Source organism: Leptospira sarikeiensis (assembly GCF_004769615.1).
GTDB lineage: Bacteria > Spirochaetota > Leptospiria > Leptospirales > Leptospiraceae > Leptospira_B > Leptospira_B sarikeiensis.
The window spans coordinates 766373-790095 of the sequence record NZ_RQGF01000028.1 but is presented as its reverse complement, the minus strand read 5'-3'; the positions used below and the strand labels follow the sequence as shown (position 1 = coordinate 790095).

The window sequence follows — 23723 nt, the reverse complement described above, 5'->3', positions numbered from 1 at the left end:
TCCCATCCTGATATCGTTTGGTTCCCACTAGAGAAAAATAAACAAATCCCAATCGGAAAAGAAGATAATCCGGAAGAGTTCAGTATTCGATGGTTGATCAGAACAAGACTATATTATAGGCCTCATCTTTCTAAGATAAGATTCATTACTATTCCGGATGCATCTTTGATCGGAAATGAAGCAGAGACTGCGCTTTTAAAATCATTAGAAGAAGCTCCATCATTCACACGTTTTCTTTTTATCGTGAACGATCTGGAACAACTGAAAGAAACGATCATCAGTAGAGCAGTATGTATTCCATTCGGATATCTTCCTCAGCAAGTAGTCAAAGAACTACATTCTAAAAATTCAGTCCCATATTATCCTGCTAAAGGTGGAAGTATGGTAAGCTTTGATTGTCCTCCTGATATTATAGAACAAATTAATCAAAAGATAGAAGGAAACTTAAGACAACCTTTAGATTATTTACGATTGGAAGAATGGATCCTGGAATACAAAGAAGATCCTTCCAATTGGAAAGAAGATTTTTCCTTCAAAGACTTTTTAGATCTAGTCGGTTTATTATTACTACAAGAGTTTGCTAAGTCGGATTTCGATTCAAATCTTCCTAAGATGGATGCGATCTTTCGATTCAAAGAAAAACTTCATGAAAAAATCCACGGGCAAGAGAACATCGCACTCTCTTTGCTCATACACGAGCTCTCTCTACTGGAACAAAAATAAAATTTTATCGATATTTACGTTACGTTTCCATTGTTTCACTTCGCATAACAATTGTTAAATACTAAGAAAAACTAGCAATTCTACTAAGTGACATAATGATTTATCTATCTCTAATCCTCTTTGTTTTTCCTAATGTTTCCTTTCCGATTTCCGAATTTTCATTTGTAGGTCATCGACTGAAGAAAAATAGTGTAATCTCGTCGGATGGTCCTTCGGACCGTTTCCTAATTCAGTTTTTTCTTTTCCGAGACAAATACGAGTTCTCGTATCTATAAAGTCGTCGGTGCGTTTTGGATTTTTTCATTGGAGTTTTGTTTGGACCCTAGCTGGAAGCGTGTATTAGAGGAAGTCTCCAAGGAAATTCCTCCTACTTACTTTGATAAGTTCATATATACCTTACAATTAGAAAGTTTAACAGACGATCGTTGTATCCTTATAGCTCCTTCTTCTAATATCAAAACGCATGTAGAGAAAAAATACCAAAATCATATAGAAGAAGCTATCTTCAGAGCAAGCGGGAATAGAGTTCCTGTCGAGATTGTTCTAGAAGCTCAATCCAATCTAAACGTAGTTTTAGAGGAAAAGTTCAAAGATAAGTCTTATTCTTTTAATCCTGATTACTCTTTCGAAAATTTTATCGTAGGAAATAGCAATCGTCTTGCATTCAGCGCGGCGATGGAATGTGTAAAAAATCCTGCAGAGATCAATCCTCTTTATCTTTTCGGTAAAGTAGGAGTAGGTAAAACCCATTTACTTCACGCGATCGGTTCCGAAATTCTTAAAAAAGAACCTTGGAAAACAGTACATTACGTAGATATAAAATCATTTATGAGCGAGTTCCTATTTGCTCTTCAATCTAGAGACTCTATCGAATCCTTTAAGATCAAATACCAATCCTATAATTGTCTATTGATTGATGATATCCAACTCCTAAACACAGGAGCGGAGAAGACCCAGGAAGAGTTCTTTACGATCTTTAATTTCCTTTTTGAAAGAAAAAGACAGATCGTGATCGCTTCGGATCGTCCTAGTTCAGAATTACCTCTTCATGAAAGATTAAAGTCCAGGTTTGTAACCGGAGTTCAGGCTGATATCCAGGCTCCTGATCGAGAGATTCGGATCGGGATTTTAGAAAAGAACTGCCAAATTTTAAATTTAGGCCTTTCTGCAGAGCATATCGAATTTATCGCAGACCTGATCGAAGACGATACTAGAGCTTTACTCGGAGCTTTGAACGATCTTGCACTTCATAAAAGGGCATTCTCACATTTATTCTTCACAACTTCCATGATAGAAGATATACTGAAGAATCGGATCTTCCGTAAAAAGAATTTCCTTCTTAGCCAAGACAAGGTCATAGAACATATCTCTTCTCTTTATAACCTGGATCCGAATGAGGTGATGGGAAAGAGTAGAAAACCTGAGTATGTGATCCCTCGACATCTTTGTATGTATGTTTTACATAAGGGTTTCCGACTGAATAAAAGTCAGGTCGGAAGAATGTTTTCCGCAGAACATACAACTGTGATTCACGCAGTCCGTAACATCGAAAATAAGATGAAAGATGATAAAGACTTCTCCATTAAAGTGGAAGAAGTGCTAAATCGATTCCGTTTCCAATAAAAAAGTAAGTTTCAAAAACTTCTCTAACGCGACATAGAGATATAAATAACCTGTAAATAAATAGTTAATATTATCTCTATAACAAGTAAATAAGACATAACACAAAATTACTGTCCCTTAAATGCTTTGAACTGAAGGTTATTATAGCAGATATATAGGAGTTTTTTTCGGCACTTGGAAATTGTACTTTTCAATATAAATGCGACATATTTCCCTTATCTAAAGAGTTATGACTCTTATCTACATATGCACATGTACAAGTACTACAACAGTACATATATAAGATACTATATATAAACCATTCATATAAATGGAGAATGCAAATTGAAGATCAAAGTGAACACATCTGAATTTTTAAAAGCGATTCACGCTGTAGAAGGAGTGATCTCTGCTAGAGAGATCCGTTCCGTTCTATCCAATTTAAAATTAGAGGCCGAGTCTTCTTCTGTTTCTATTTCTGCTACTGACTTAGAAATCTCTATTAAAACTTCATTAAATGCTCAAGTGGAAAAATCGGGAGATATTTCTCTTCCTGCAAAACAACTTTCTAGTATTTTTAAAACGATCCATTTTGAAGAGGCTTTACTTTCTACTGAAGATGCAGACGCGGATTCAAGCATCACTTATATCACTGACGCTACTAAGAAGAATGATTATAAGAACAAACTGAATGGAATGGATGCGGAAGAGATCAAAACAATCCCGAAAGTGGATGCATCTCAAATATCCGATTTTCCAACTTCTATGTTCGCAGAAATGTTCCGTAAGACCTCTTATGCAATTGCTCATGAAGATCAAAGATATATTTTTAATGGATTGTTCATGGTTCCGAAAGGTGACAAACTTGTTTTCGCTGTTACTGACGGAAGAAGATTATGTAAAATAGAAAGACCACTTTCTACAGCTTTAAAATTTAAAGACTCCGTGATCATCCCTGCTAAAGCGATTAGAGAGATCTCTAAAATGATCGGAACTGCAGAGTCAGGAAAGATCGGGATCATTGATAATCAAATCTACGTAAATGCAAATCAAATCGAATTACTTTGTAAACTGATAGAAGGTAATTTCCCGAACTATGAACAAGTCATTCCTAAAAGTTCCAAGTTCTTTGCTGTAATTCCTAAAGAAGGTTTTCAAATCTATTTGAGACAGGCTTTGATCGCGGCTGAAGAGCCTACACGTCAAATTAGATTAACATTCTCTAAAAATAATCTGAACTTCTATGCGCAAACGCAAGGAGTCAATGAAGTCAGCATCAACATGCCTATCGAATATTCAGGAGACGAGATCACTGTTGCATTCAAAGGGGAATATTTATCGGACGTATTCAAGTCGATTGATGATAATGAATTCAGAATAGAGTTCAGTGATTCAAGCTCACCAGTTGTATTCAAGGATCCTTCCGATCCTGATTTTATATCGGTTATCATGCCGATGAAAATTTAAAAGAGAAGATCGTGTTTTTACGAAGCCTAAGGCTTCTCAATTTCAGAAATCACGAACAGATAAGCCTGGAGTTTCATTCCAGGCTTATTTTCTTTGTGGGTGAAAATGGAGAAGGAAAGACTAACTTATTAGAAGCGATTTCTATGATTTCTTGGCTGAAAAGTTTTAGAGAATCCGAAGAAGGAAATTTAATTCGTTGGAATTCGGACGGATATTATATAAAAGCGGAAGCGGATCGAGACAATAAAAGAGAAATATACGAATTAGGTTTTTCTAAAAAACCAGTAAGCCGCAGAAAATTAAAATTTAATCAGGAAGAAGTAAAAAAAAGATCCGACCTCGTAGGAAAATTCCTAAGTGTTTTAATGACTCCTTTAGATCTGATCATCGTAGAAGGAGGACCCTCCGAAAGAAGAAGGTTTTTGGATAGTTTACTTTCTTCTCTTGATCCTTCTTACTTAAATGATCTGATAGAGTATAATAGGATCTTAAAACAAAGAAACGCACTTTTAAAAAGTGGATCTTCCGATCTCGGTCTATATGAAATTTGGAATCAGAAGTTGATCGAAAAAGGGATTATTCTATTTAACAAAAGAAAAGAATTTATATCCGAATTTGATCCAATTTATCAGGAAAATTTACGGAAACTTAGCGGTGGTAGGGACCATCTAAATTTAGAATATAAGCCAAGCTTTTCTGATCTGGATCATTTTAAAGAGACTTTGCATAGGAACTTGGCGAGAGATCGTAAACTTGGTTATACTTCCGTTGGGATCCATAGGGACGATCTATACATTGGGGAGGATAATCGTGATATTATGGACTTTGCTTCCCAAGGTCAAAAACGAAGTACCGTTATTTCCTTAAAGGCGGCTGCCTTCGAATATTACCGCCGAAAATTGGGCAAGACGCCTATTCTACTTATAGATGACGTTATTCGAGAATTGGATGTAAAAAGAAGAGAATACTTTGTGGATCTAGTTTTGAATTCAGGGCAAGCATTCTTCACTACTACAGATTTAGAAGGGATCTCGGATTATGTAGGAAGACTTGAGGATGAGAAACAGATCTTTCTTGTCAAAGACGGACTCGTGAATGTTTACCAATGAGCGAAGAATCTAAAGTAAATAAAATCGATCCGAATGAGTTCAAAAGTATTTTAGAGAACTTAGGTCTTACTCAAGAAAGTTTAGAGGCAAGAATAGCCGTTCAAACTTTAACAAAACGTTGGGCTGACATAATCGGTCCTATATATGCAAATCATTCAGAACCATTTTCGTTAAACAACGATACGTTGGTAATCATAACAACACATTCTGCATATAAACAAGAGATCTTATTTATGAGAAAAAGAATCTTAAGTTATTCGGCACGATATTTAGGTAGAGACGTCGTTAAAAAGATAGAAATTCGTATCGGTAACTTAGTTCAAAAAAGACAAAAATCCCCCTCGTATACTGCGGATAAAACCGGATTGGAGGGCAAACAAGACCTAGTTTCTTTAATAGAAAAAGAAACGGATCCAATCGCAAAAAAAAGACTTTTAGAACTAATTGAATATCTCTGAGAAGGACATTCTTTCTAAAATATACACTGAATTTCCTTGCCTCCTTAGCGAATTCAGGAAAACTATTCCTAGACTCCGGAGGACTGGATGAGCGAACCAGAAAGCAGTTATAGCGCAGGTCAGATCAAAATCCTAGAAGGATTAGAGGCCGTACGCAAGCGCCCCGGAATGTATATCGGGACTCAAGATGAAACAGGTCTTCATAAGATGGTGTATGAGGTCGTGGATAACTCTGTAGACGAGGCCATGGCAGGTCATTGTACCGAGATTAACATCTCCATTCTTCCTGATAATATTATAGAAGTAAAAGATAACGGGCGCGGAATTCCGGTAGCCATCCATCCTGAAAAAAATATCTCCACGATCGAAGTCGTTATGACCATTTTACACGCCGGTGGTAAGTTCGAGAACGATGCCTATAAGGTTTCCGGCGGACTCCATGGAGTTGGGGTATCTGTAGTTAATGCACTTTCTGAATCGTTGGAAGTGGAAGTTTACCAAAATGGAAAGATCCACCAGCAAAAATATTCAAGAGGTGTGCCTCAAGGTCCTGTGAATGTAATCGGAGATACTACCGAAAGAGGGACGGTCGTTCGTTTTAAGCCGGATGCAAGCATCTTCACCACTACTGAATTTCATTTTGATGTGTTAACTTCTCGTTTTAGAGAATTGGCGTTTTTGAATAAGGGTTTAAAACTGATTGTTCAAGACAAAAGAAAGTCGGATTCCGAAAAACATGAGTTCATATTTGATGGCGGAATCGTTTCTTTCGTAGAATACCTGAACGAAAACAAACATCCGCTTCACAAGACTATTCACTTTGAAAGAAATAAAGATGATGTGGTCGCAGAGATCGCGATCCAATACTCTGATACATATTCTGAAAATATTTTTTGTTTCACCAATAATATAAACAACAACTTAGGTGGAACTCACTTAGAAGGTTTTCGTGCTGCTTTAACTAGAACTCTTAATGATTTTTTAAAAAAAGATCAACAGCTCGTAAAAAAACAACCGACTGCACTGTCTGGAGAAGATTTAAAAGAAGGGATCACTGCTGTAATTTCAGTAAAAATTCCTCAACCTCAATTTAACTCTCAGACAAAAGAAAAATTAGTAAACGCAGAGATCAAGGGGATCATGCAAACTCTAACAGGAGAAGGTCTTTCTCTTTTCTTTGAAGAGAATCCTGCGATTACTAAAAAGATATTAGAAAAATGTATATTATCAGCTAAGGCTCGCGAGGCTGCACGTAAGGCTCGTGACTTAACCCGTCGTAAATCAGTATTAGAAGGCGGCGGTCTTCCTGGAAAATTGGCGGACTGCTCCGAAAAAGATCCTGCTGCTTCTGAACTTTATATTGTAGAGGGAGACTCTGCAGGTGGTTCTGCTAAACAAGGAAGAGATAGACATTATCAAGCAATCCTTCCTCTAAAAGGAAAAATCCTGAATGTAGAAAAAGCACGTTTAGATAAAATTCTAGGTAATGAAGAAATTCGTACTTTGGTTTCTGCGTTAGGCACTGGGATCGGCGAAGATGAATTTAATATAGATAAAGCTCGTTATCATAAAGTTTTTATTATGACGGATGCGGATATTGACGGTTCTCATATTCGTACATTACTTCTTACATTCTTCTTTCGTTATATGAAACCTATCATTGAAAAAGGTTTTCTATATGTTGCGCAACCTCCTCTGTATTTGATTAAACACGGTAAGACTTCCACTTATCTATTTTCCGATAAAGAGAAAGATGAATATTTAAAATCTCTAGGAACAGAAAAGGCAGTCATCCAGCGATACAAAGGTTTGGGTGAAATGAATCCGGAGCAACTTTGGGAGACAACTATGGATCCTGAAAAGCGAGTAGTTCTAAAAGTAAAACTAGATGATTATGTAGAGGCTGAAGATACATTTAATATACTTATGGGCGACGAAGTAAATCCAAGACGTCGCTTTATCGAGGTCAACGCGGCGAAAGTTGCAAACCTTGATCTTTAATATATTGGTAATAGGAAATTCTAAATACAAATGAGCGAAGAGCTAGAGAACGAAACAAAAACTTTAGGATTCAGCCTTTCTTCTCGTCCGGATATTGGCGAGGCATTGAAGAATGGCGTCAGGGTAATTCCTGTCGAAATCGAAGATCAAATGAAGGAAGCCTACCTTGGTTATGCGATGAGCGTAATTGTAGGAAGAGCTTTGCCTGACGTTAGAGACGGATTAAAACCAGTTCACAGACGGATCCTTCATGCAATGAATGAAAGGGCCTGGAGAAGCGACCGGCCCTACGTTAAATGTGCAAAAATTGTCGGAGAAGTATTGGGTAATTATCACCCACACGGAGATAGCTCAGTATACGATGCATTAGTGCGTATGGTCCAAGAGTTTTCCCTTCGAGTTCCTCTTATTGACGGGCAAGGAAACTACGGATCTATAGATGGAGACAATCCTGCAGCGTATCGATATACGGAAGCAAGGCTTGCAAAAGTTGCCGAAGAACTTTTAAGAGATATCGAAAAGGAGACTGTAAATTTTTCTCCCAACTTCGATGATACAAAAGAGCAACCGGATGTTCTCCCTGCAAACTTCCCGAACTTATTAGTCAATGGTTCTTCCGGGATTGCAGTAGGGATGGCTACAAACATTCCTCCTCATAACCTAAAAGAAACGATTGAAGCGGTTATCACAGTAATCAGAAATCCTGATGTAAGTATATCAGAAATTCTTAAAATAATGCCTGGCCCGGACTTCCCTACCGGTGGCACGATCATCGGCGGAGAAGGTTTATTATCCGCCTATCATTCCGGCAAAGGTTCGATCCGGATCCGTTCCAAGGTAGAAATAGAAGAGAATAAAAAGGGCAGAGAAGTAATCGTAGTTACTGAAATTCCTTACCAAGTAAATAAAAAGACCCTTCTAGAAAGAATCGGCGAGCTCGTTAACGAAAAACTAGTCGAAGGCATTTCCGAAATTTTAGATCTCTCCGACAGAAAAGGGATTAGAGTAGAGATCCATATTAAAAAAGATGCAAATGCTCAGGTAATCCTAAATCAATTACTGAAACTGACCCAGCTTCAAGTAAGTTACGGGATCACAATGCTTGCGATCTTGGATAATAAACCAAAGATCTTTAATATAAAAGAGATCCTGGTTGCTTATTCCATTCATAGAAAAGAAGTAATCGTCCGCAGAACTCAATTCGATCTAGATAAGGCCGAAAAACGGGCTCATATCTTAGAAGGATTGAAAATCGCTCTCGAAAATATCGAAGAAGTGATCAAAGTGATCCGTGCATCTAAAAATGCTTCGGAAGCAAAAGAACAATTGATGGCGCGATTCGTTCTTTCGGATGTCCAGGCTGACGCGATCTTGGAGATGAGACTCCAAAGATTAACATCTTTAGAAGTCCAAAAGGTAATCGACGAGTTGGAAGAAGTTCGGGCTCTAATTCTGGATCTGAAAGATATTCTCGCAAAACCTGAAAGAGTGTCCGACATAGTCTGCACTGAATTGTCGGAAGTTTCTGAAAAATTCGGGAACAAAAGAAAGACGGATATCAGTTTAGAAAGCGTGGAATCTTCTTCTTTTAACGCGGAAGATTTGATCGCTGACGAAGAGATCGTATTACAGATCACCTTCGACCAGTTCGTAAAACGACTCCCGATCGATACTTTCAAAAGACAACGTCGTGGTGGTAAAGGGATCCAAGGTCTTTCTCAGAAAAGAGAAGACGTGGTGAAGATCATGAAAACCGCAATGACACACGATCATGTGATGTTCTTCTCTAATATCGGTAAAGTATATATGATGAAGGCTTATGAACTTCCACAAGCTTCTAAAGAAGCTAGAGGGAAATCCTTAAAAGCGATCATCGGTCTTGGAGAATCCGAAACTATCTCAGCAATCTTCACATTCAGAGAAGAAGATAAGGACAAAGATCTTTTGCTCGTTACCAAAAACGGGTTTATCAAACGAGTCGAATTATCCGAATTCTCAAACGTTAAAAAATCGGGTATTATTGCAATCGGGCTTAGGGATGGAGATCAATTGATCCAAGTTATTTCCGTAATCAAAGGTGATAACGTGATGATCTTCTCTGCGAACGGTCTTGCTTTAAGGATCGAAATGGATACAATCCGCGCTCAGGGTAGAACTGCTCAAGGTGTTACCGGAATGAGACTCTCTAGCGAAGATGCAATTGTAGGGCTTTCTAAAGTAGTAGAAGGAGATGATATTTTTGTAATCTCCGAAAACGGATACGGAAAACGATTAGGCTTCGAAGAGTTCGGAACCAAAGGTAGAGGAGGCAAAGGAATGACCTTCTTAAAAACCGGAGAGAAGAACGGAGCGGCAGTTGCAGTAAGTTCTGTGGGAGAAGATGACGAGATCATCTTAGTCAGCCAGCAAGGAATGGTTATCAGAACCGAAGCAAATCAGATCTCTAAAATGGGAAGAACTGCTGTAGGAGTTAGGGTCGTGGATATCAAGGACAACGACAAGGTCCAAGATTGTACTGTGATCCGAGAAAGTAAGGAAAAATGATCCGCATCGGTTCTGTCGAAATTCCCGGTTGGTTGGCAATGTCGCCAATGGCCGGGATCAGTGATAGCCCGACAAGGACCATGGCCCGCAGATACGGCTCTGCATTCTCTTATACAGAATTCGTTTCCACAGATAGCCTCGCAGTAGGATCTAAAAAAGCGCTTTCTCTATTACGTTTTCGTGAAGAAGAAAGACCGATCACCTTTCAAATATTTGGCAATAAATTAGAAATCATCGTAGAAGCCGCTAAAAGGATCCGTGATTTAAACCCCGACATCATAGATCTCAATATGGGTTGTCCTGCTAGAAATGTATCCATGAGAGGTTCCGGAGTCGGACTTCTTAGGAAACCGGTTTATGCAGGCAAGATCATAGAAGAGATGAGAAAAGCCTTAGATATTCCTGTAACTGCGAAGATCCGCTTAGGCTGGGATGATTCTTCTAGAAACTATATGGAAGTATCTCGGATACTGGAAGAATCCGGAGTGATGGCAATCTCAGTTCATGGCCGCACCAGAGAAATGGGATACTCTGGAAAAGCAGATTGGGACGCAATCGCTGACATAAAATCAGAACGAAAAGTCCCTATCTTCGGCAACGGAGACGTGGCGAGTTATGAAGAAGCTGTTCGTAGAAAAAATGAATCAGGTGTAGACGGAGTCTTAGTGGGTAGAAACTCTATCGGGAATCCTTGGATATTCTCTAATGTAAAAAAAGAAGATCTAAGTTATGAAGAGATTTTGAGTACCACATTCAATCATCTACAATTGATGAGAGAAACATTCGGAGATAAATACGGACTGATCTTACTTAGAAAACATTTAGTTCGTTATATCCAATCTCGAAAAGAAGTAGAACCGATCCGTTTAGAACTTCTTAAATGTGAAGATCCAGAAAGATTGATCCGCTTATTGCAAGATGCCGGATCCGTTTTAGTTTAACTTTCCAAATCCTTAAAAGGCAATAAAAAACCCCACCTTCTCAGGCAGGGTTTTTCGAATGCGCTAAATCAGAGAATAAAACTCTGATCTTGCAAACTTAGATTATTTACCGATTTCTTGAGCTTTTGCTACGAGAGCGTCGCGTCCGCCAGGAAATTTAGCGTAAATAACACACTGACATTCTTCCCAGTTGTCTTTGGAAACGTCATTAGGATCGGAACCTGGACCAGTAGCTTTACACTCGTAAACCCCTACTCCTTTCACGATACCTGCAGAAGTACCAACGATAACGGAAGCAGTTGCTTCACCGTCAGAAACTCCGGATGCGGATTCAACAGTCTCACCGACCATTTTTTTAACTACGTCGGAAGCACCTTGTAAGCGGGAAGCTTCACGGCAAGTAGACTGCATCATAGCGAGACTTTTTTTCGCGACTGCTTTAGCAGATGCGCGAGAAGCAAACTTCATGTAATAATAGTCTTTAGGATTGGTGTCTCTTGGAGTTTTACCGTCGTTTCTTTGCTCAGGTGGTCCACCCCAGCCTTCGAAAGACCATCCTCCGTCGCCAACAGAAGTAGCGTCTTTTTGAGCAGTATTAGCTCCGCAATAGGTAAGTAATGCAGCAGATAGCGCAATAACGATTACTTTCTTGATCATCATTTTCTCCTTGATCAGATGGAATTGAGGAATATATCCATTAAACGGATTCCGCAAGCCATTTTTTAATGAATACGTTTAATTTTAAACTCAGCCAACTTTTTAGTAAAAAAATATTTATTCGCAGCGCACAATTGTCAAAAAATTTCCAAATCTTTCTTTTTGTTCTGCTAACCCTATCAGCTAGCGACGCAATAGCGACGACAGTAGTATTTCTTCCAGGAAATTGGGAAGGACAAGCTCCTCAATCCTTGGAAGGAACAGGAGAAAAACCTTTCGAGTTAGCAAAACTCGGTCAGTTTTATGCTACTAGGATCTATTCACTCCAAATAAAAGAACAGCTCTCTCCGATTTCCGATCCGGAAATAAAAGATTTTCTAGTTCCTCAGGTATCGAGAGAAAAATTCAAACAAACTTGTTCCAAACTAAAACCGGATTATGTAGTCCGAGATCAGTTAGGGATCGAAGAAAAGATCCGTATCGATCGCTCAGTCTATGATTGTAATCTTTCTAAAATGGAAGAGTACTCCATCATAGGAAGAAAGGATTTATTTGAGACCTTAGAGAAGTTGACCAAGGATTCATTTCCTTTGGTTCCCAAAAAGAAGATAAAAGAATATTATAGAGAACCGGTTCGAACTGCTAAATCCCAAATTTTTGTTTTGGATGCTTCCCATTCCTACGCTCCTGAAAGGAAAGAATTTATGTCTCAATTGGAAGCTATCTCTTGGCAACCTGAGACAAAGTTTCGTTTAGTTGTGTTTAGCGAAACCAGTTCGAAAGTTTATCCAGAATCAAGTCGTTCAGAATTTATCAAACAATGGAAGGATTTTAAATCTGAAGGTAAATCGAATACGGAAGATCTTACCAATGCACTTATTAGATTAAGAAGGATTCTAACTTCGGAAGATTCTCCCGGAAAGAAAAAAGATAGAATGATCAGCATTCTCACGAATGCGAAAGCTTCTAATTCTTCTAGCGGATATGGAGCTTCAATCGAAGGTTTAAGTCAGATCGGGGCAAAAATCTCTATTCTATATTCTTCTTACGCCGGACCGGATTCCAGGAGAGAACATAAAGAAGCCGCTAAAAGAGGTGCAGAATTCCGAGAGATCTCCTACTTTCAGAAGATCGTAACTCCTCGAGATTCTAAAACATTGGTCTTTAAAGAAGGAAAACTGTTCAGTACGAGCTTATCTCCGGATTCTAAAATGAGAATAGAGGATTCTGCGCTGGAGAAAGTGGAATTTGCAGGAAAATATTCTTTGGGAGATTTTCTAAATCCCTGGAGTTTAGGAAACATTTACGAAGAAGTAAAAAAAGAAAAAGTCCTGACTTCCGAACCGGTTCGTAGTAATTTTTCTTCTCTTTTTGCGAATTCAGTAAGTGAGGCTTCCAACTCAGAATATTTCGGAAATTTTCCGAAAGTTTTGGTAAAATCGGGGTCTAAGGCATTCTGGATCAGGGTTCCTGACACTGGAAATTTTTCGGAAGGAAAAAAAGGAGTCTGGGCGGTAACGTTTCTTTCATCCTCTTTTTCCTCCGAGGGCGTCGAAGTAATACCGGATTCTTTGGAACGATATAGTTTCTCTACAGCAAAAACATTAGAATGTGATCCTTCCGTTGCTCGAAACTATCTTCGAAATACGGAAAAGTTCAAATTCGATTGTTTGGTTAAGGGAGAAATTTTGGAAGTTTCTCAGCCGTAACGAACATGGAAGATTCTAATTTTATCGCATTATCCCCTTCTACTCGCAAAATAATGGATCGAATGAAACAGTCGGTCTCTTCGGATCTACCCCTTCTTCTTTTAGGAGAAAGTGGGACCGGAAAAAGTTATTTAGGACTTTTGTTTCATTCATTCTGTAAGGATAGATTTCCACAGTATCAAGTATTCGACTTATCGGTTTCCGAATCGGAAGAAGAGACTGCGGAAATTTTTTCGAAACTGGATGGAAAAGTCGGGAGCACGATCTTTTTAGAAGGGATCTCCTTTTTAAACCCGAGTTATCAAGTACAACTTCTTCAGAAAATTCGAAACGAACGAGGAAAGAACAGGTATCTATTATCAGATTTTCCGGATCTTCCTGAAAAAGTAAAAATCGGAAAACTTCAAGAATCCTTAATGGTCGAGATCCAGACCTTACAAGTTAAAATTCCAACACTTAGAGATAGAAAGGAAGATATTCCTCCTTTAACTCGCTTCTTCTTGGACCTGATTGGAAAAAGATATAACCGAAAGAATATTAAGATCTCCGAGAAATTAGGAAAATTCCTTTTAGAGTACGATTATCCTGGGAATTTACATCAGCTAAAAAATTTATTAGAAGCAATGGTCTCTATGCATAACGTAAAGACATTGGATGTAAAACATCTTCCTCCTGAACTTTTCGAAACTGGATATAAACAGAATGAAGATCTTGCTGTTCGCACAGGAATTCCTCTTAGAGATTACGAGAGAGAAATTATTCGACGCAATTTGATCCTTGTGAATGGAAATAGAGAGAAAGCCGCAAGGATCTTGGGAATTTCAGAGAGAACGATTTATAGAAAGATTACCGAGTTCGAACTGTTCGGTTCCGAGGATGGAAAAAATCTTCCATCTTCCTGAAGAAGTAATAAACAGTTTCTTCTTTTTCAGATCCGGTTTTGATCTTTTGGTTCATCTCTAAAAGGAATTCGTATAATCCCTGGATTTCCATATCATTGAATACGGAACTTTCCTTTCTCAATCTTTTGAATGTATGATTCTTCCTTGCTGGAGAATAACTTCCAATTCCTAAAAGGTCCGATTGTTCCTTTTCACTCAATACCTTATCATACATTCTATAAATTATTTTATAAATTCGTAATTTATCTAAATGGTCTTTTAGTAAGGAGAGAAAGATTAGAAGCGAATCTTTGCCGATCTTAAATTTGGAAAATTCTCTGGAAAATCTTCCGTAGTCCTTTTCGAAAAAGTAATCTACGATCTCGGAAGAACTGAATTCCGAACTTTGAAAAAGTACTTCTTTTAGATCCGTGATCCCGAAACTTTTTTTACCTAAATAGAGTTTTAGTTTTTCTAAGTTTTTTAAATAAGCTCCGGCACTCGGGTTTACTTTCAGTAAAAATTCTTCTTCTGCTTCTTCATCCAACTTTACTTCCACTTCTTTAGATGCTCTTAGAAAAGCTTCCTTACGCTTATCCGGGAAAATTTTGGATGATTTGAAATGAGAAGTATGTTCTCCAAAAATAGATATAAGCTCTTTTGGAAGATCCCAATGATCATAGTGGATCAATATTTTTACTGTGTCCGGAACGGAGAAGGATTTGGGAGAAGACTTAGATTTGGTTTTTCCAAGCCAGGGTTTGAAGAATGTAACTCCCGATTTGATAATGAATAATTTCTGAGCGGCAAACATATCCAAGTTCCCCGCTTCGTTTTGAAAATTTTCTAAGTCACCTGGCTCTGCGACAAAAACTACAATCTCATAAGGATCTGCGCTTTTTTTATAAGCGGCCTTATACAAATCGCTTACCACTCCGAATTCGTAAGAATCCTGGGAAACTACAAATAAGATAGAAGGCAAAGATTCCAGAGATGGCTTTGTCTTATGCAGAAAATCGATTAGATTATCGTAGGAATTGGAAACTTTCGATTCGGCCACAATAAATCATTTTGAGCGGATTTGCGGGAGAGTCAAGCTCATGATCTGCGATCTTTTCCTAAAGTAAGTGGGGAATTTTCCGATAATAATATCAGGTTCGAGCCATATGAGAATCAGCGACGGTGTACAAAGAATTTCTTCCCAAGAAGACTATCTTGCTTATATCAAACCGATCTTGAATCAGTCTCGAGTTCCTGCGATCGAGCCGATCCGACAAAGGGATTTTTCTGATATGGGAAAATCTCTAAAACTGTACGGGCCGGAAGGTAGTTCTCAGGGACAGGATCCTTCTCTTTCCAAAGGCCGCATGCTAGACTTTTACGTCTGAGCATTCCTTTCCTTTAATACGATCAAAGATACTTTCTCCATAAAGAATGGTATTGGAAAAATTTTCGGATCGGAAACCCGAGTATATTTAAATAAGAACCATTGAAATTCTTTGCAGGAGAATTAATATCTTGGATGCCATACGATCCTGCTTTGTCAAAAGGTTTAGAGGTTCGAATATAATCTAAGATCTGCGGATCATTCCATGGATGAAATTCCACATCGGACATATCAAAGTCGAAGATCGTATCTTGGTTTGTTCTGATACCCAAACCGGAATACACTTGATGAGTTTTTCCTGAGAGCATTGAGATCATTTCGAACGCCTCTTGCTCGTTTGCAGGCTTTTGTAAAATTTTTTCATCAAACACTACGATCGTATCTGAGGAAATTATCACCTCATTCGGATCAGTTGGTAAAGGCCCTAACTTTGCTATGCTCACTCTTTCTAAGTACCGAACAGGTGTTTCTTTTTCAAAACTAGTTTCATCCGTCGGTATAGGAGCGATTTCAAATTTTAATCCCAGAGAATGTAGGATCTCTTTTCTTCTAGGAGATTGGGATCTCAGAATGAGCATATGTCCATTTTGAAAGAAAAGCCTTGCCAGACACTCCTTTTCCCAGTATCAATGTTCGCACGGATCGAACCAATGAATTTATTTCTTAGATCATTCTTCTCTATACGCACCCTAGTTTCGGTAATTCTTGTCTTACTCGTTGCTTTCACTTCTTCTTATTCCCAAGAAGCTAAAAAAGTTGCACCTGCTGATAGTCCGGAGGCCAAACCGAGTACTACGAATCCAAATGTAGATCCTAAATCAAAAGCGTATTCATTACGAAAAAAATCCTGGATATCTCTTAGATATCTAAGGACCAGTCTTTTGAATTTCGGAAAGAAGGCGGATTGGGATACTTCATTGAGTGATTATGCAAAAGCGGAGTCCGCCTTTCAAAGAGGAGATTGGGATCCTGCCGGAAACCAATTCCAAACTCTAAAAACGAAATTGGATCAACTTGCAGAGAACCAAGCAAAAGATGTTTTCAATCGTTCCGATGCTTTGGAGAAAGATATCCAACCGAAAGTGGTAGATCTAAAGTTGAACACCGAAGCTCCAGGAAGACAATATATTCCAGTCATGGAAAAACATCTGCAGATCTATAGAGATACTTGGCAGGCAGCAAAATTAGAAAGGGAGATCGGAAACCAAGGGCAAAATTTGTATTTTGCTAAGCAAGGCCTTTTACAACTTTATAAGGCTAAAATTCTTTTGGAAAAAGCAAAAGAAGGAAAGCTTGAATCGGAAGAAAGATTAAGTAAAAATAAAGTTTTAGAAACGGATTATTTAACCCCAGAAGAAGTGAAATACTGGGATGATTGTCTGGAAGTATTGAACGAGTCAGAAGAGAAAAATCGCCAAAAGGAAAAGCAAGCCATCCTAAGCGTATATCAATCCCGCACAGGAAAAAAACCGGCGGATCTGAAACCTCCGGCTCAAACCGAGTCGGAAGGCAAAAAATAGGGGAAATCACACCTTTCTTCCGAAAGTAAGAATAAGATATGAAGTCATTCAAAATAGTCTTACTTTTCTCCATTCTGTTTCTATCTTCCTGTAGGGGATTCAATCTTCAGAACTTTAGGAATTTTACTTTCGAGACAGGCTGCGATTGGTTCGGTATCTTTTGTGATAAGATCGTAGTGAATCCGGATCTTTCCGACTGTGATCCTTTTCATGAAGAATACGAAGGATACTCTCATTATATAGATCGTGGGATCCTGAAAAACGATTATAAGATAGAAGAGCAGGTTAAGCAGGAAAACGAACCTGAAGATCCTACTGAGCCTCTCTCTAAGAAAAAAGAAAAGATCAAAGCAACCAATACGGATTACGGAAATAACATGAGAATAGATTCTAAAAAGTTATTCGAAAGATACGATATTTCCGCAGGTAGGAGGTCCGACAAAGACCGTTCCAAACATCCTTGCAGTGTATTGGGAGAAGGCAACAAGCCTAAAGTGTATTATTCAGAGCCTAAAAATACCGAGAAAGGAGGAGAATTTTGAAAAACGTATTCGATTTAAGCGGCAAAACAGTATTAGTAACAGGTGCAACTAGAGGGATCGGTAGACAGATCGCTCAAGGATTTTTGGACGCAGGTGCGATCGTATATGGCACCGGATCTTCTGCAGAATCTATTAAACGTTTGGAAGGAAGTGGGATCGAAGCTTTTGCTGCTGATATTCGTCAACCCGGTTCAATGGATCCAATTATCGAAACATTGAGCAAAAAACATGGAAAGCTAGATGTGCTCGTTAATAATGCGGGAGTAGCAACGAATCTACCTGCAGGCTTTTTTAAAGAAGACGACATTCAGAATGTCACTCAAACGAATTTTGTAGGAGTGTTCCGCTCTTGTCAGGCTTATTATAAAATACATAAGAAAAAGGGTGGGAACATTATTAACATTGCCTCAGTCCTAGGTATTGTAGGAACTAAGTTCGCTTCCGTATATTGTGGAACGAAAGGTGCGGTTATCAATATGACCAAGGCACTCGCTGTAGAATGGGCAGGGTCCGGGTATAGAGTGAATGCCATCTGCCCTGGATTTATAGATACAGATATGACAGAAATGATCAAAGAAAGACCGGAAGTTTTAGAGCAGATGAAAGCAAGGATCCCTTTATCTAGACTTGGTAAACCGGAAGATCTTTCCGGAGCAGCTGTATTTTTAGCATCCGATGCGGCTGCTTATGTTACGGGACAAGCCATCATAGTAGATGGAGGTGTTACTTCCGGTATATGATCCTTGAATTACATCCCCAAAATCCCGAAATAAGGACCCTTGGACAAATTTCTAAAAAATTATCCGAGGGAGGGGTGTATGTATTTCCTACCGATACTGTCTATGGTCTGGTAGCAGATTCTCAATCCCATGCTGGAGTTGAGAAATTATATAAGCTGAAGAACATTTCTAAGAACCAACCCCTCTCTCTTTTGTGCGCGGATATTTCTACGGCTTCCAATTATATGGAGCAATTATCCAACGAAGCATTTCGTTTGATGAAGAGGATAACTCCAGGGCCTTTCACATTCATAGTAAAAGCGAACAAACACCTACCCAGAGTTTCGTTTTCCAATCAGAAAGATAAGAATATAGGGATCAGAATACCCGATTCTAAATACCTACAAACCTTGTTGGAACTTCATCCTAATCCGCTTACTTCTACATCTGTTTTCTTTAAGGATGAATTCGTGACGGATGTTGATATGATCGAGAAGGAATACGGAGCTAGAGTGGATGGGATTATAGACGGTGGGATCTTGGAATTAGAATTGTCCACCATTCTGGATTGTACCGGAGACGGTATTTCGATTTTACGAGAAGGAAAAGGAATCGAACAGATCAATAGTCTTTGATCTTCTATTCTTCTGAATTAATTTCTAAGAACTATAACTCTTAAATAAGTCTGAGAATAAGTACTTTTATCTTTATTCATCTTTGGAGGCAATCATGCAAAAAAGACAATTGGGAAAGATCGGGCCATTAATATCCGAGCAAGGATTAGGTTGTATGGGTATGTCCGATTTTTACGGACAAACGGATGATAATGAATCCATCGCTACAATTCACAGAGCCATAGATCTAGGCGTCACTCTATTTGACACTGCCGATATGTACGGACCTTATAAGAATGAAGAACTTTTAGGAAAAGCAATCCAAGGAAAACGTGATCAAGTTGTGATCGCTACCAAGTTCGGTATCGTGCGTGATCCGAACGATCCTTATAAAAGAGGATATAATGGAAAACCGGAATATGTAAAAGCTTCTTGTGAAGGAAGTTTGAAACGTCTCGGAGTAGATACAATTGATCTATATTATCAACACAGGGTGGATCCTGATACTCCTATCGAAGAAACAGTGGGTGCGATGGCCGAGCTCGTAAAAGAAGGAAAAGTAAAATACATTGGATTATCAGAAGCGGGAGCAGAGACGATTCGAAGAGCGGCGAAAGTCCATCCGATCTCAGCTCTTCAAACCGAGTACTCCCTTTGGACAAGAGATCCGGAAGACGGGATCCTCCAAGCTTGTAGAGAGTTTGGGATCGGATTCGTTGCTTATAGTCCTTTGGGCCGTGGGTTTTTAACCGGTCAGATCCAAAAATTTGAAGATCTGGATCCAAAGGATTTCAGAAGGAATTCTCCTCGTTTCCAAGGAGAGAACTTCCAAAAAAATATGGAGCTAGTCGCTAAGATCAAAGAGATCGCTTCAGAAAAATCTGTTACTCCAGGGCAACTCGCTCTCGCTTGGGTCTTGGCCCAGGGTGAAGATATTGTTCCGATTGCCGGAACAAAAAGAAGAAAGTATTTAGAGGAAAATATAGAAGCTAGTTCAGTAAAACTTTCCAAAGAAGATCTGAGCCGCATTGATTCGGTTGCTCCGAAAGGCGCGGCTCATGGTTTACGTTATCCGGCTTCTACGATCAATTCTGTAGGAAGATAATTTTGGATTTGGATGGCTTATTTCGATTTGAGAGCGGCCTTCCACTCTTCTTCTTTAAAGCCGACTAGTCCGAAGTTTTCTCCTAAGACGAAAGGTCTTTTTACTAAATTCCCATTTGAAGAAAGTAGCTCGAACTGTTCGTCCAGGCTCATTCCGGCAAGCTTATCTTTTAACCCTAATTCCTTGTAATCTCCGCCGGAGGTATTGAAAAGTTTTTTGGATTCTCCGCCTAGATACCCCAACATTTTTTTCAATTCCGCCTTGGTAGGCGGGGTTTCTCGGATAGCTTTCTTTTCGAAAGGGATCTTTTTTCCATCTAAGTATTTAAGAGCGTTCCTGCAGGTGCTGCAATTTTTGTATTCGTATACTTTCAGTTTCAAGGTTGGATCTCCTACCCGGGCTTCCCTTCCCAGATTTGGAATTTATGTCGTCTTTGCAAGCCGGAACTGGCAAAAAAACTTTACCTTGAAAATCGTGAGTTTTGCCGATAGTATTCCTTAGGACGCTCCCAAAGTGCTGAATAAAAAGACCTCTCTAACCGGAAGACAGAAAGCGGCCATATTTTTGATCGCCGTAGGGTCCGACGTATCTTCAGAAATTTTCAAACATTTACGTGAAGACGAGATCGAACAGATCACGTTCGAGATCGCACGTTTGGATAAGATCACTCCGGAAGATAAGGAGAAGGTCCTCGTAGAATTCAACGAGCTAATGATGGCTCAGGAATTCATTTCCAATGGTGGTATCGACTTTGCAAGAGGACTCTTAGAGAAAGCTCTTGGTAACCAAAAAGCGATCGATATTATCAATCGACTCACATCGAGTTTACAAGTTCGTCCTTTCGACTTCATCCGTAGAACTGACCCTCAGCACTTATTAAACTTTATCCAGAACGAACACCCTCAGACAATCGCATTAATTTTATCTTATTTAGATCCACAAAAGGCATCAAGTATCTTATCCGGATTGCCTCATACGATCCAGGCAGAAGTTGCAAAACGTATCGCTACGATGGACCGAGTTTCTCCGGACGTTCTCCGAGAAGTTGAGCGGGTATTAGAAAGGAAACTTTCCACATTGGCGAGTGAGGATTATACCTCTGCCGGTGGTATCGATTCAGTCGTAGAAATTCTTAACTTGGTAGACCGGGGAACTGAGAAAACGATCATCGAAGCTTTGGAAGAAGAAGATCCGGAACTTGCGGAAGAGATCAAGAAAAGGATGTTTGTATTCGAGGATATCGTTCTACTCGATGACCGCGCGATCCAAAAGGTATTGCGAGAAGTGGATAACTCGGATCTTGCAAAAGCCCTTAAATCGGTGGATACGGAAGTGCAGGAGAAGATCTTCAAGAACATGTCCAAACGTGCAGCCAACCTCTTACGAGAGGATATGGACTTCATGGGTCCGATCCGTATTAAAGACGTGGAAGACGCTCAGCAGAAGATCGTTAACATCATACGTAAGCTGGAAGAATCCGGAGACATCGTCGTCGCACGTGCTGGCGAAGACGAGCTCGTTATGTGAGGTCCGAACCCTGGACCTTACTTTATACAAACGATCTGTCTTCTATATCTGCGTAGCCTTATTGGTTTCGCAGTATGGATGTATTAAAGAAGAAAAAGCCGTAAGAAAGATCGATTTTTCTGATCTAGAATGGTCCGGCCGATTGATTGTAGAAAGCCCTACGGATAAGAAGCAAGATCCAAAGACTAAAAAAGCCGAAGCTAGCGCAGAAGATTGGACTCCTCTTCCGAATATTCCTTGGACATTCAATACTCTATTTCAAATCCCGATGGATTCGGGGCTCCACGAAGTGGAAATTAAGACTGAGTTTGTATTAGAAAAGAACGACGAACTTTTACAAGTTCCTACAGGACTTTTCATTACGGACATCGGTGAGAACTGGAAGATCCATATAAATGGAAATCTAGTAAGAGAAGAATGGTATAAGACCGAAGACGGAAAATTGACTAAAAACCGTTCTTTAAAAGGGCTAATCATTCCGATGCATTACGGAATTCTAAAATCGGGAAAAAACGAACTCAAGATCAGATTTAAGGGTCTTGCGGACAGTAATCCTGTAAAAGCAAATGATCATTTCGGTTTTTACCATCCTAAAAATTTCAGATTATCTACCCTAGAAGAGATCTATAATTCAACTTCAGAATATTTCGATATATTTCTATTCGGGATCTATTTTATTTTCGGATTCTATCATGTTCTCTTTTTCGTAACTAGAAAACAGGATATTTATTATCTGTATTTCGGATTATTTTCTTTAATCTCATCTGTTTACTTTTATCTCACTACATTCCATATTTATAATAAGTTTATAAATTATCCAGATGGCCCGGATACTGAGCTGTTCTTTCGTGGTGAAATTGCCGCATTGATCCCGATGGTTCCCGTCTTTATGCTCTTTGCTAAAGATTTCTTTTATCAAAAGGAAGGGAAATTTTGGATCATTCGGACTTTCTGCGTTCTTAGCGGAATATTATTCCTTACTAATTGGTTTCTTCCATTCGAGTATGTGCTTCCGAATTTGACGGTTTATCAAATTCTGCTCTTCGCAATGTTATTGTATGTGATCTTCTTTTCGATTAATGCAATCCGACTAAAGAAACCGGATTCGGTCAAATTAGCTGTAGGAATAGGGGTTTGTGGATTGTTCGGTCTTTGGGATACGATCGATGCAATGACAAAGATCGTAGGTTTCCATTATCCGTTCTTTAAGATCTCATTCTCTGTTTTCATAATGGTGATCATTAGTCTTTTGGTCTCTCGTTATGTAAGTCTATACAAACAATCACAAGCTTTGAACTTGGAAATTTCCAAGCAAAGGGATGCGTTTTATAGATTTGTTCCTTCCGAATTTATTTCAATTCTAGATCGTGAAAGCCCTGTGGAAATTAAGATCGGGGACTCTAAAGAGAAGACTATGTCTGTTTTCTTTGCGGATCTAAGAGGTTATACCACCGTCTCCGAGAAGTTAAGTCCCGATGAGAATATCAAATATCTAAATAGATACTTCTCTGCTTTTGAAGATATTATATTTAAGAATGCCGGCTTCGTAGATAAGTATATCGGTGACGCGATCATGGCATTATTTTCCGATCATAGCGATCGCGCAGAAAAAGAAAATTTTAACTCTGCGGACAATGCTCTTCAATCTGCTATTGATATGGTTCGATATGTAGAATCATTGAATGACGGGATCGGAATAGGAGCCGACCTAGGAATTGGTGTAAACACCGGGCCTTTGATCCTTGGAACAGTAGGTAGTGAGAGAAGAATTGATACTACAGTGGTAGGAGATACAGTCAATTTATCTTCTAGAGTACAAAGTCTTTCTAGTTTTTATAAATCGAAAATACTAGTAACCCACCATACCTTTCTACGTTTAAATTTACTTTCGGATGTTATGGCGCGCGAGATAGATACTGTAATCGTCAAAGGAAAAACACAGCCAGTTATTTTATACGAAGTATTTCAAGCGGATGAACCTGAATCAATTGATTGGAAAGAAGGCTCTAAAACCAAATTGAACGAAGGGATCGCTTTATATAAAGCCGGCCAGTTCAAGAATGCATTCTCAATCTTTAGGGAATTATACAAAGAGAAGCCTACGGACAATATCGTAAAATTATATGCTAAAAGGACCAAAGTGATCCTTGGGCAGACCCCACCCGGAGATTGGGACGGGATTTTCAGACTCCATAGGAAATAAATTCCTGAATTATA

General features: G+C 39.0%; 22 protein-coding genes. 18 read left to right on the top strand and 4 right to left on the bottom strand.

Going from position 1 to position 23723, the window contains the following annotated elements; genetic code table 11:
• The 8 genes from EHQ64_RS14970 to EHQ64_RS14935 all read left to right on the top strand — a co-directional run.
• Window positions 1–723: hypothetical protein (locus tag EHQ64_RS14970; protein ID WP_135650531.1), on the top strand; the 723-nt coding region annotated here is incomplete at its 5' end.
• A 315-nt stretch (window positions 724–1038) separates the two neighbouring features.
• On the top strand, window positions 1039–2346 hold the full coding sequence (dnaA, locus tag EHQ64_RS14965) for a chromosomal replication initiator protein DnaA (RefSeq protein ID WP_135650529.1): 1308 nt from the start codon (window positions 1039–1041) through the stop codon (window positions 2344–2346).
• A gap of 324 nt (window positions 2347–2670) precedes the next feature.
• A complete protein-coding gene (gene dnaN, locus EHQ64_RS14960) occupies window positions 2671–3792 on the top strand; it encodes a DNA polymerase III subunit beta (protein ID WP_135650527.1) in 1122 nt (373 codons plus the stop codon).
• 11 nt (window positions 3793–3803) lie between these two features.
• A complete protein-coding gene (gene recF / locus EHQ64_RS14955; RefSeq protein WP_135650525.1) occupies window positions 3804–4901 on the top strand; it encodes a DNA replication/repair protein RecF in 1098 nt (365 codons plus the stop codon).
• Window positions 4898–5359: a DciA family protein gene (locus tag EHQ64_RS14950; RefSeq protein ID WP_135650523.1), complete on the top strand. Its 462-nt coding sequence runs from the start codon at window positions 4898–4900 to the stop codon at window positions 5357–5359. The genes recF and EHQ64_RS14950 overlap by 4 nt, the downstream gene beginning before the upstream one ends.
• 87 nt (window positions 5360–5446) lie before the next feature.
• Entirely contained in the window at window positions 5447–7360 is a 1914-nt protein-coding gene (gyrB, locus tag EHQ64_RS14945) for a DNA topoisomerase (ATP-hydrolyzing) subunit B (protein WP_135650521.1), read from the top strand.
• A 30-nt stretch (window positions 7361–7390) separates the two neighbouring features.
• A complete protein-coding gene (gene gyrA, locus EHQ64_RS14940) occupies window positions 7391–9904 on the top strand; it encodes a DNA gyrase subunit A (protein WP_135650519.1) in 2514 nt (837 codons plus the stop codon).
• Window positions 9901–10845: a tRNA dihydrouridine synthase gene (locus EHQ64_RS14935; RefSeq protein ID WP_135650517.1), complete on the top strand. Its 945-nt coding sequence runs from the start codon at window positions 9901–9903 to the stop codon at window positions 10843–10845. Before gyrA ends, EHQ64_RS14935 begins: the two co-directional genes overlap by 4 nt.
• A gap of 102 nt (window positions 10846–10947) precedes the next feature.
• Here the strand turns inward: EHQ64_RS14935 and EHQ64_RS14930 are convergent, their stop codons facing one another.
• Window positions 10948–11502 carry a lipoprotein LipL21 gene (locus EHQ64_RS14930; protein ID WP_008589617.1) on the bottom strand — a complete coding sequence of 185 codons (555 nt, stop codon included), beginning with the start codon at window positions 11500–11502 and terminating at the stop codon, window positions 10948–10950.
• Between the two features lie 134 nt (window positions 11503–11636).
• Between EHQ64_RS14930 and EHQ64_RS14925 the strand changes: the two genes are divergently transcribed.
• Both EHQ64_RS14925 and EHQ64_RS14920 read left to right on the top strand, forming a co-directional pair.
• A complete protein-coding gene (locus EHQ64_RS14925; protein ID WP_135650515.1) occupies window positions 11637–13211 on the top strand; it encodes an LIC10012 family protein in 1575 nt (524 codons plus the stop codon).
• 5 nt (window positions 13212–13216) lie between these two features.
• Window positions 13217–14113 carry an AAA-type ATPase lid domain-containing protein gene (locus tag EHQ64_RS14920; RefSeq protein WP_135650514.1) on the top strand — a complete coding sequence of 299 codons (897 nt, stop codon included), beginning with the start codon at window positions 13217–13219 and terminating at the stop codon, window positions 14111–14113.
• Here the strand turns inward: EHQ64_RS14920 and EHQ64_RS14915 are convergent.
• Entirely contained in the window at window positions 14058–15152 is a 1095-nt protein-coding gene (locus EHQ64_RS14915) for a DNA polymerase III subunit delta (RefSeq protein ID WP_425460436.1), read from the bottom strand. The genes EHQ64_RS14920 and EHQ64_RS14915 overlap by 56 nt on opposite strands.
• A gap of 106 nt (window positions 15153–15258) precedes the next feature.
• Between EHQ64_RS14915 and EHQ64_RS14910 the strand changes: the two genes are divergently transcribed.
• Window positions 15259–15480 carry a hypothetical protein gene (locus EHQ64_RS14910; RefSeq protein WP_135650510.1) on the top strand — a complete coding sequence of 74 codons (222 nt, stop codon included), beginning with the start codon at window positions 15259–15261 and terminating at the stop codon, window positions 15478–15480.
• 22 nt (window positions 15481–15502) lie between these two features.
• Here the strand turns inward: EHQ64_RS14910 and EHQ64_RS14905 are convergent, their stop codons facing one another.
• Window positions 15503–16057 (bottom strand): nucleoside triphosphate pyrophosphatase, encoded by a 555-nt coding sequence (locus tag EHQ64_RS14905; protein ID WP_135650508.1) that lies wholly within the window; start codon window positions 16055–16057, stop codon window positions 15503–15505.
• 72 nt (window positions 16058–16129) lie between these two features.
• Between EHQ64_RS14905 and EHQ64_RS14900 the strand changes: the two genes are divergently transcribed.
• The 5 genes from EHQ64_RS14900 (at window position 16130) to EHQ64_RS14880 (ending at window position 19979) form a co-directional block, all read left to right on the top strand.
• Window positions 16130–16999, top strand: coding sequence for a hypothetical protein (locus EHQ64_RS14900; RefSeq protein WP_135650506.1), 870 nt, complete (start codon window positions 16130–16132; stop codon window positions 16997–16999).
• A 38-nt stretch (window positions 17000–17037) separates the two neighbouring features.
• The gene (locus tag EHQ64_RS14895; protein ID WP_135650504.1) at window positions 17038–17541 is read left to right on the top strand and encodes a hypothetical protein; all 504 of its coding nucleotides are present in this window, start codon (window positions 17038–17040) and stop codon (window positions 17539–17541) included.
• Window positions 17538–18281, top strand: a complete 744-nt coding sequence (locus EHQ64_RS14890) for an SDR family NAD(P)-dependent oxidoreductase (protein WP_135650502.1) — start codon at window positions 17538–17540, stop codon at window positions 18279–18281. Before EHQ64_RS14895 ends, EHQ64_RS14890 begins: the two co-directional genes overlap by 4 nt.
• Window positions 18278–18895 carry an L-threonylcarbamoyladenylate synthase gene (locus EHQ64_RS14885; RefSeq protein ID WP_135650500.1) on the top strand — a complete coding sequence of 206 codons (618 nt, stop codon included), beginning with the start codon at window positions 18278–18280 and terminating at the stop codon, window positions 18893–18895. The genes EHQ64_RS14890 and EHQ64_RS14885 overlap by 4 nt, the downstream gene beginning before the upstream one ends.
• 94 nt (window positions 18896–18989) lie before the next feature.
• Window positions 18990–19979: an aldo/keto reductase gene (locus EHQ64_RS14880; protein WP_135650498.1), complete on the top strand. Its 990-nt coding sequence runs from the start codon at window positions 18990–18992 to the stop codon at window positions 19977–19979.
• Window positions 19980–19996: 17 nt separating this feature from the next.
• Here the strand turns inward: EHQ64_RS14880 and EHQ64_RS14875 are convergent, their stop codons facing one another.
• Window positions 19997–20359 carry an arsenate reductase family protein gene (locus tag EHQ64_RS14875; RefSeq protein ID WP_135650496.1) on the bottom strand — a complete coding sequence of 121 codons (363 nt, stop codon included), beginning with the start codon at window positions 20357–20359 and terminating at the stop codon, window positions 19997–19999.
• Between the two features lie 133 nt (window positions 20360–20492).
• Between EHQ64_RS14875 and fliG the strand changes: the two genes are divergently transcribed.
• Window positions 20493–21506: a flagellar motor switch protein FliG gene (fliG, locus tag EHQ64_RS14870; RefSeq protein ID WP_008589915.1), complete on the top strand. Its 1014-nt coding sequence runs from the start codon at window positions 20493–20495 to the stop codon at window positions 21504–21506.
• A 268-nt stretch (window positions 21507–21774) separates the two neighbouring features.
• Window positions 21775–23709 (top strand): adenylate/guanylate cyclase domain-containing protein, encoded by a 1935-nt coding sequence (locus EHQ64_RS14865; protein WP_135650616.1) that lies wholly within the window; start codon window positions 21775–21777, stop codon window positions 23707–23709.
• Window positions 23710–23723: the final 14 nt, after the last annotated feature.

Coding starts and splice junctions, on each gene's coding strand:
- EHQ64_RS14935 (WP_135650517.1), top strand. CDS start 9,901: ATGATCCGCATCGGTTCTGTCGAAATTCCCGGTTGGTTGGCAATGTCG.
- EHQ64_RS14885 (WP_135650500.1), top strand. CDS start 18,278: ATGATCCTTGAATTACATCCCCAAAATCCCGAAATAAGGACCCTTGGA.
- EHQ64_RS14950 (WP_135650523.1), top strand. CDS start 4,898: ATGAGCGAAGAATCTAAAGTAAATAAAATCGATCCGAATGAGTTCAAA.
- EHQ64_RS14865 (WP_135650616.1), top strand. CDS start 21,775: ATGGATTCGGGGCTCCACGAAGTGGAAATTAAGACTGAGTTTGTATTA.
- EHQ64_RS14895 (WP_135650504.1), top strand. CDS start 17,038: ATGAAGTCATTCAAAATAGTCTTACTTTTCTCCATTCTGTTTCTATCT.
- gyrB (WP_135650521.1), top strand. CDS start 5,447: ATGAGCGAACCAGAAAGCAGTTATAGCGCAGGTCAGATCAAAATCCTA.
- gyrA (WP_135650519.1), top strand. CDS start 7,391: ATGAGCGAAGAGCTAGAGAACGAAACAAAAACTTTAGGATTCAGCCTT.
- EHQ64_RS14920 (WP_135650514.1), top strand. CDS start 13,217: ATGGAAGATTCTAATTTTATCGCATTATCCCCTTCTACTCGCAAAATA.
- EHQ64_RS14880 (WP_135650498.1), top strand. CDS start 18,990: ATGCAAAAAAGACAATTGGGAAAGATCGGGCCATTAATATCCGAGCAA.
- EHQ64_RS14930 (WP_008589617.1), bottom strand. CDS start 11,502: ATGATCAAGAAAGTAATCGTTATTGCGCTATCTGCTGCATTACTTACC.
- EHQ64_RS14900 (WP_135650506.1), top strand. CDS start 16,130: ATGAATTTATTTCTTAGATCATTCTTCTCTATACGCACCCTAGTTTCG.
- EHQ64_RS14905 (WP_135650508.1), bottom strand. CDS start 16,057: ATGCTCATTCTGAGATCCCAATCTCCTAGAAGAAAAGAGATCCTACAT.
- EHQ64_RS14910 (WP_135650510.1), top strand. CDS start 15,259: ATGAGAATCAGCGACGGTGTACAAAGAATTTCTTCCCAAGAAGACTAT.